This window comes from Pseudomonas helleri (genome assembly GCF_009600315.1).
In the GTDB taxonomy this organism is placed as follows: domain Bacteria; phylum Pseudomonadota; class Gammaproteobacteria; order Pseudomonadales; family Pseudomonadaceae; genus Aquipseudomonas; species Aquipseudomonas helleri_A.
Window position 1 is genome coordinate 1 of record NZ_WIWC01000072.1, and the last position, 6,392, is coordinate 6,392.

Genomic DNA, 6,392 nt, shown 5'->3' on the forward strand with positions numbered 1-6,392 from the left:
TGGCGGTGCTGGGCGAGGATGGGCAAGGCTCGGAGGCGTTCAAACGATTGGTCACCGGCAGCTAAGGCGACTAGTACCCGTAACTAACGCGCTGCGCTTGTTAAGGGACTGGCAGCACAGCGCCGTACCGGCACTGCACTACCAGCCCCTGGCTGGTTACTCGCAAGCGAAGCGCGCAGGCCGGAGGCAGCGCCGCGAAGGAGCGAAACGCCCTTGCACTGCCCTGAGTCGCGCGCGTAGTTGGGTGGGCGTGCAGGGACTGGAGGGGCGCCGCTCTTGGATCAAATCTTCACTTTCCGAGTCGCTGAGGCCCTGCTTTTGCGTTCTTTCTTGTTCTTTCTTGTTTGTAGGGTGCAGCAACCGCTCTAGGACGGTGGTTGTAGCCGGTTAACTGTGCCTTTTTTCCGGTTAACTGTGCCTTTTTTCCGGTTAACTGTGCCTTTTTTCCGGTGCTATCCACAGATGTGCCAGAAAACGGACTTGGCACAATTAGCCTATTGTGCCAAATTGGATACCTGGCACAATAACCGGAAGGGTGGCACAGTTGGTCAAGGTTGCAGTGTCAGCGGTGAAGAAGGCTGCGGCTCGCGCAGAGCGCTACGACCCCGACGCGGAGCGTCTGCCGGGTGAACGCTGGATCTCCATGGGCAATGCGCTAACCAGGGCAGGTCACGGCCTTACCCTGGCCGAGAAGCGCATTGTCGGCTGTGCGGTGTCAAAGCTCGACAGCCGCAAGGCCATAGCACCCGGCACTGTGCCAACTACCAAGATCACGGCAGCGGAGTACGCCGAGACCTTTGGCGTGGACATAGACACGGCCTATAACCAGCTCCAGAGCGCTGCAAAGCAGCTCTACAACCGCTCGATCACGTTCTATGAGACCGCCGCCAAGCGCAACGGCAAGCCACTGTCACCGACCCGCGTGCAGATGCGCTGGGTCGGCCAGGTGAAGTATCAGGAAGGCGAGGGCTGGGTAGAGCTACACTGGTGGCCCGCGCTGCTGCCGCATCTGACAGGCCTGCGCAAGAACTTCACCAGCTACCAGCTCCAGCAGGCCAGCGCGCTGCGCTCGATCTACTCCTGGAGGCTGCTTGAGCTGCTGACTCGCTTTGAGGACACGGGGTGGTTGGAGATCAGCATCGAGGACTTCGCCCAGTCGATGGACGCCACCGAGAAGCAGCAGGAGAACTTCGCGGCGATCCGCCGCAAGATTATCGAGCCAGCGGTGAAAGAATTGACCACCAAAGACGGCTGGATGATCCAGTGGCGGCCCGTGAAGAAGGGCCGCAAGGTCGGCGCTCTGCGCTTCGACTTCAAACGCAACGACCAGCTGGCGCTCGCGCTGTAAGCGCATGCGTTAGACTGCCCCGTATGAACACCGGAGGCCCGCCATGAGCGCCCAACTATCCCCTATCGTTTCTGAGTTCGAGACCGACGAACAAGCCACCAGCTATGACCGCTGGTTCCGTGCCAAGGTGCTGGAAGCCATGAACAGCACCAAGCCACGACTGGCCCACGATGAGGCCATGTCGAAGGTCCAGGCAGCCCTAGAAGAGCGCAGGAAGCTTCGTGCAAGCCGTTCGCTGGACTGATGAGGCCACCACCGACCTGGTGGAGATCATCGACTACATCGAACAGCGCAACCCGCTCGCGGCCGAGGCACTGCACGCCGTCATACTGAGAACCGTTGAGGGTCTCCCATCCGCCCCCTACCTGTTCCGAGCAGGCCGCGTGATCGGCACTCGTGAATGCGTCGTGCACCCGAACTACGTGGTGATCTACCTGGTAGGCACTGACGCCATCGACGTGCTGCGGGTGCTACACGCTCGACAAGAATATCCCTAGGCGCATTTTTTGTGGCACAGCCGCCGGGCATCGGATGATGCCGACAGGGGGTGCATAGAGAAAACGGAAATTTTCGTACGATAAGCCCTGCTGACAGTCCCAAATCCTTGCGTTGTGCAGTCGGTGTCCGAATGGAGTACACCTCACTCAGGCGTCAGGATGATTACTCGCCCCACGTCAGATTAGGGTTTATTTCTGCATTTTCTGACGCTGCAGCGTCCACCTCTACGACCTCAACCTGACACAGAACGCTTAGCGTACGAAAATTTCCGTTTTCTCTATTCGCCCCCCAAGGACATGCTGCCGTATCTGACCGAACTCACAAAACAATTCACCAAATACGCATTGGTGGACGTAGCCAAGATGGACAGCACCCATGCCATTCGTATGTACGAACTGATCATGCAGTGGGAGAGTGTTGGCCGACGAGAGATCAGTATCGACGAACTACGCGAGTGGTTTCAGCTGCAAGACAAGTACCCTTCGATCAAGGATTTTAAGCTACGAGTGCTGGACCCAGCCATCGCCCAGATCAATGAGCACAGTCCAATAATGGTCGGTTGGACCCAGAAAAAAACAGGTCGGAAGATCACGCATCTGATATTCGATTTCGCTCCTAAAAACTCCGCAAAAAAGGTTGCCAAGATGAACTCCAAAAACAAGCTGCTTGACGCCGAAGTCGCCAAGCTGGCAAGGCCCGGGGAGACTTGGGAGCAGGCGCGCGTTCGGTTGAATCAAAGGATCTAGGAGAAACCTAAATAAATCTCTTACATGCCAAATTTAGTATATTTTAATACATGATTTTATTTAAAGATTTTCAAGATATATACAATAATACCAATTGAGTATCTGGCTGGCTTTCTTAGAACTGGGTAGTTATTAACATGGCGAGCAAGCTTAGGTCCAATTTTCCAATACCAACTGATGAAGGCACGTCCCTTTTCATAATTTACTAATGTCTGATCACGGAAATTTCGTAGATAAACCACATCCGAATGCTCAGCGCTTTGGTAAGCGGCTGTAGCTACGAAACATGTTCCACCAGATTTGCTTTCGATATGCATACGGGTATTCCCGCTCTTAATTTCCGTAGAAACTTTTTGTCTCGTTAGACGCCCGTTTTTCTCCAGCATTGAAAAAGCGTCAATGTGATCTTCAAGACTTTTCTTTCCATGGACATACTCAATGTTCAGTTCATGCTGCTTGCCTTCGAGGCGAAGAGCCTCCTCGCCGGCTTTAGCCATCAGGTGGTCGGCCTGCTCTTTAGACAACCGGGACACAGCCTGGCCGATCAACGATCCAGCCTTTAGGCCGTTGTCATGCAGCTGCACATTACTTTCCGAGCCTGGCTGGCTCGGCAGATTCTTGTCACTCATGGCTACTCCTAAGGCGCCGGACCCATCTGGCGAATATGCCGATTGCAAATTTACTGGTGAGGCGAATCATGGGGGTGCGGGCAGCAATTTCAGCAATTTTTTCACCATTTTCATAGTACCAAACGATGAATTTACGCCCCATCTGGTGGTTGGCTAGAACCTGGTCACGCCATTCCCGTAACGTGACAGTTTCTAATGCATGCTCCCCAAAGCATACGGTTGCAACATAGCATTTTGACGGGCTATAAGCGATTACATGCAAGCGGCTAACTGGCGTATCAACACTATAATTTGCGGATTTTACTTGTCCGCTAGCTATAGTTCTGCGCATTAGATTTAACTCTCGCACCGCATTATTAAGGAGCATATCTGTCTCGATTTTCATCGATTCAGCCAGCATTAGGCGCGCTGCTGTAACATCATCGTCATACAACCATTTAGCGGCATCCATAACGTGTTCGGGAAGGTAGGCAAGCGGGTCTGTTACATGAATGCTAGAAAGTACCTCATCAATTTGATGAAAGCCCTCTTGGGGTTCTTTGATGTTCACCCTGATGGTCTGAGAAGGGGGAGTTCTTTTATGCTGCTTCAAGACCTTAAGTAAAATATTATGCCGTTGTTCCGCTTCTAGGTAAGGCGGGACCAGCTCGACCAGCCGTTCCATCGTTTGCCCAGAAAGCTTCGTCGAGCCATCCTTCCATTTGGAGTAAGTTTTGCGTGCATATTGGGCTGCTGCTGCGCCATAGATTTGGCCATAGTCATCTAGGATCTGATCAAGAGCATCGTCATTAAGCGATAAGAACGCTGAGCGAATACCCCAGACCCCATCGCCAAGAATACCCGACAACACGCTGTATTTGGTTGGCTGAGAACTTCTGCCAGACCACCTTCGATACCTGCGCCTATACCTAGCCATTTCCCTACCTCGTATGACCTACCCACAAATGATCGGCACCAATCAGTATCCCTGAAGGATCATCCAGCGTTGCCCGTTTTGCCCCCATTGCAGTTCTGTTTCTGCTTTAGGATCAATCCGGGCACATAGCCTGTTTTTATCACCGCATGTTGAAAGCTGTACCTTCCCACCTCGCGCTTCCAGATCGGCCACATTAGCCCGCAGATACGCGATTTCATTGGGACTGGGTACCAGAAGCATGGACAACCCCACGATGGAGGCCAGCAGCATGCAACTCGTCATGCCCCAAATGGCGGCCCACTTCCAACTGATTGAGCTTGCTGCTTGGTGCAGGCTTTCTTCCGCCTTCTCAGCACGCGCTGTAACGTCCTGTAACGCTTTTACAGCGGGCGTAACTGAATCACCCAGAGTTGACTGGGTTTGCTGCTGGACGTTTGCTAAAGCGGCCTGAACCGCCTTCTCAACCGCGATCCGCGTGGCCTTCTCGATGATAAGCGCCGAGGCATAACCCGCTTTGTTCATCTCCTCAACGGCTGTGCCAGCTCGGGCTATGACCGCATTCAGTCCAACCTGTCGATCCTCCAGATTTTTCAGTGCCTCACTGACAGCTTGCTGCTGCTCTTGGGCTACGGCCATCAAGCCAAATAGCTCCTGCTCACTGATGCTCAAATTCTTCCCCTTACATGCCGAAGTCAGGGCCGCCACGGCCTTTGCTTGGGCCTTTATCGTGGCTTAACTGGTCTTTTTCGAATCGCGTTAAGGCCGCTTTGGCCTGCTCTTTCCGTTCGATTGCAGCGCGCTCCAGGGCAACTCTGTGCAGCTCGTTGGCCATGCGTTCGTGCTCCGCATCAATACGGGCGTTGAAGTCTTGGTTTTGCTGGAAACGAGCCTTGAAAGCGGCCATTCCATCAGCAGCGGCTTTAGCTAGTTGTTCGCGTGCAGCACGCTCTGCACGGGCTTTTTCAAAGTTGAATATCTGTGCCGACACCATGCCCAGCTCAGCCCGGTTGGTAACCAGTTCGCGGGTATGGTCATTCGCTGCAGCTCGATCCAGAGCGCCCAACGGTGCCCGGCCTTTACGGGCCGACTCACGCCGGATTTGCGTGACCCGCGGGCCTTCGTGAAGCGTCGCCGGCCGATCCAGATCCGCCGCTCGATCCATGTCGCCGACATCGAGCGCAGCGGCGCGCTGCTCAATCAAAGAGCGCCGATCCACCCGCGCCTCAAGCCCGGCGCGCTCCAGTGATTGGTTGGTTCGACCCTCGATCATGGCCCGTATCCACTCCACCTCTTGCGGGCCGCGCTTCACGTCGTCCAGTTCGCGGGTCTTCTCGCCCAACTGGCCCGACGCATCAAGGCGGCGCGTGGTCATCAAGATATGGACGTGGTGATTGCGGTTGTCGCCCTCTCGGTCGGGCTGGTGAACGGCCAGCGTTCCCGCTGTGCCGTAGCGATCGGCCAAGCCCTGGGCAATCGACTTGGCCAGCTCTCGGCGTTGTACCTGGTCAAGTTCGTGAGGCAGTGCGACCAGCACTTCCCGGGCCACTCGGGCGTTCTTGCGAACCTCGGCGGCTTCGGCCTTGTTCCACAGTTCAGAACCTGACTGCGGAGCCATGCCGACCGGAGCAAATGACTCAACGTGATCCACGCCGGAACGGCGGGTGTAGTCGTGAATGTCGCCGGTACGCTCGTCGATGATTCGCTCTGCATTCCGATACGCAGCGGCGGCAGTGGCGGAACGGCCACTGCTACGACTGACGGGTTTGACGGATGCGGAGTAGAGCGCCACGGTTTTGGATTCTCGATTTTCTTGTGATCTGTTTTTGATTTGTCGGCATCGCCGACCGCCTGCAAACGAAGTTTGCGTAAGTGCGCCCTTCTCTTCTTTCAGGGTGAAACTGTGCACGCCGATACTCTAGCGTAGAATGACCATAACCGACACCACCAGAGACAACACCAACATGGCTGATTTAGACGACCTGAAACGAAAGCGTGACCAACTCACAGCCAAGATTCAGCAGGCCGAAGCACGACATAGAGCCACAGCCAAGAAAGCCGATGATCGGGTCAAGGTGTTGGTCGGCGCGGCGGTGCTCCATCAGCAAACCCAATCCACCGAAAAGCGCGCGGCCCTGTTGGCGCTACTGGATGGTTTCCTAACTCGACCGGCTGAGCGATTGGCGGTGCTGGGCGAGGATGGGCAAGGCTCGGAGGCGTTCAAACGATTGGTCACCGGCAGCTAAGGCGACTAGTAC

At 55.1% G+C, this 6,392-nt stretch carries 9 protein-coding genes; 5 read left to right on the plus strand and 4 right to left on the minus strand.

Annotated features, from left to right (window positions below; genetic code table 11):
* The first annotated feature begins 544 nt into the window (after nucleotides 1-544).
* The 4 genes from GHN86_RS22660 (at nucleotide 545) to GHN86_RS22675 (ending at nucleotide 2,592) form a co-directional block, all read left to right on the plus strand.
* Nucleotides 545-1,348 (plus strand): replication initiation protein, encoded by an 804-nt coding sequence (locus tag GHN86_RS22660; RefSeq protein WP_228389638.1) that lies wholly within the window; start codon nucleotides 545-547, stop codon nucleotides 1,346-1,348.
* A gap of 43 nt (nucleotides 1,349-1,391) precedes the next feature.
* Nucleotides 1,392-1,592, plus strand: coding sequence for a stability determinant (locus GHN86_RS22665; RefSeq protein WP_153387359.1), 201 nt, complete (start codon nucleotides 1,392-1,394; stop codon nucleotides 1,590-1,592).
* On the plus strand, nucleotides 1,570-1,845 hold the full coding sequence (locus tag GHN86_RS22670) for a type II toxin-antitoxin system RelE/ParE family toxin (protein WP_095038416.1): 276 nt from the start codon (nucleotides 1,570-1,572) through the stop codon (nucleotides 1,843-1,845). Before GHN86_RS22665 ends, GHN86_RS22670 begins: the two co-directional genes overlap by 23 nt.
* A gap of 210 nt (nucleotides 1,846-2,055) precedes the next feature.
* Nucleotides 2,056-2,592 (plus strand): replication initiation protein, encoded by a 537-nt coding sequence (locus tag GHN86_RS22675; protein WP_228389640.1) that lies wholly within the window; start codon nucleotides 2,056-2,058, stop codon nucleotides 2,590-2,592.
* 56 nt (nucleotides 2,593-2,648) lie between these two features.
* Here GHN86_RS22675 and GHN86_RS22680 read toward each other — a convergent pair whose 3' ends face one another.
* The 4 genes from GHN86_RS22680 to mobQ all read right to left on the minus strand — a co-directional run bounded on the left by GHN86_RS22680 (nucleotide 2,649) and on the right by mobQ (nucleotide 5,926).
* Entirely contained in the window at nucleotides 2,649-3,221 is a 573-nt protein-coding gene (locus GHN86_RS22680) for a CFI-box-CTERM domain-containing protein (RefSeq protein WP_153387361.1), read from the minus strand.
* Entirely contained in the window at nucleotides 3,214-4,068 is an 855-nt protein-coding gene (locus GHN86_RS22685) for a CFI-box-CTERM domain-containing protein (RefSeq protein WP_153387362.1), read from the minus strand. Before GHN86_RS22685 ends, GHN86_RS22680 begins: the two co-directional genes overlap by 8 nt.
* A 111-nt stretch (nucleotides 4,069-4,179) precedes the next feature.
* Nucleotides 4,180-4,806, minus strand: coding sequence for a hypothetical protein (locus GHN86_RS23755; protein WP_228389639.1), 627 nt, complete (start codon nucleotides 4,804-4,806; stop codon nucleotides 4,180-4,182).
* A 10-nt stretch (nucleotides 4,807-4,816) separates the two neighbouring features.
* Nucleotides 4,817-5,926 carry a MobQ family relaxase gene (gene mobQ / locus GHN86_RS22690; protein ID WP_323370010.1) on the minus strand — a complete coding sequence of 370 codons (1,110 nt, stop codon included), beginning with the start codon at nucleotides 5,924-5,926 and terminating at the stop codon, nucleotides 4,817-4,819.
* Nucleotides 5,927-6,098: 172 nt separating this feature from the next.
* Here mobQ and GHN86_RS22695 point away from each other — a divergent pair, with 172 nt between their 5' ends.
* Entirely contained in the window at nucleotides 6,099-6,380 is a 282-nt protein-coding gene (locus GHN86_RS22695) for a hypothetical protein (protein WP_153387363.1), read from the plus strand.
* The last annotated feature ends 12 nt before the right edge of the window (nucleotides 6,381-6,392 follow it).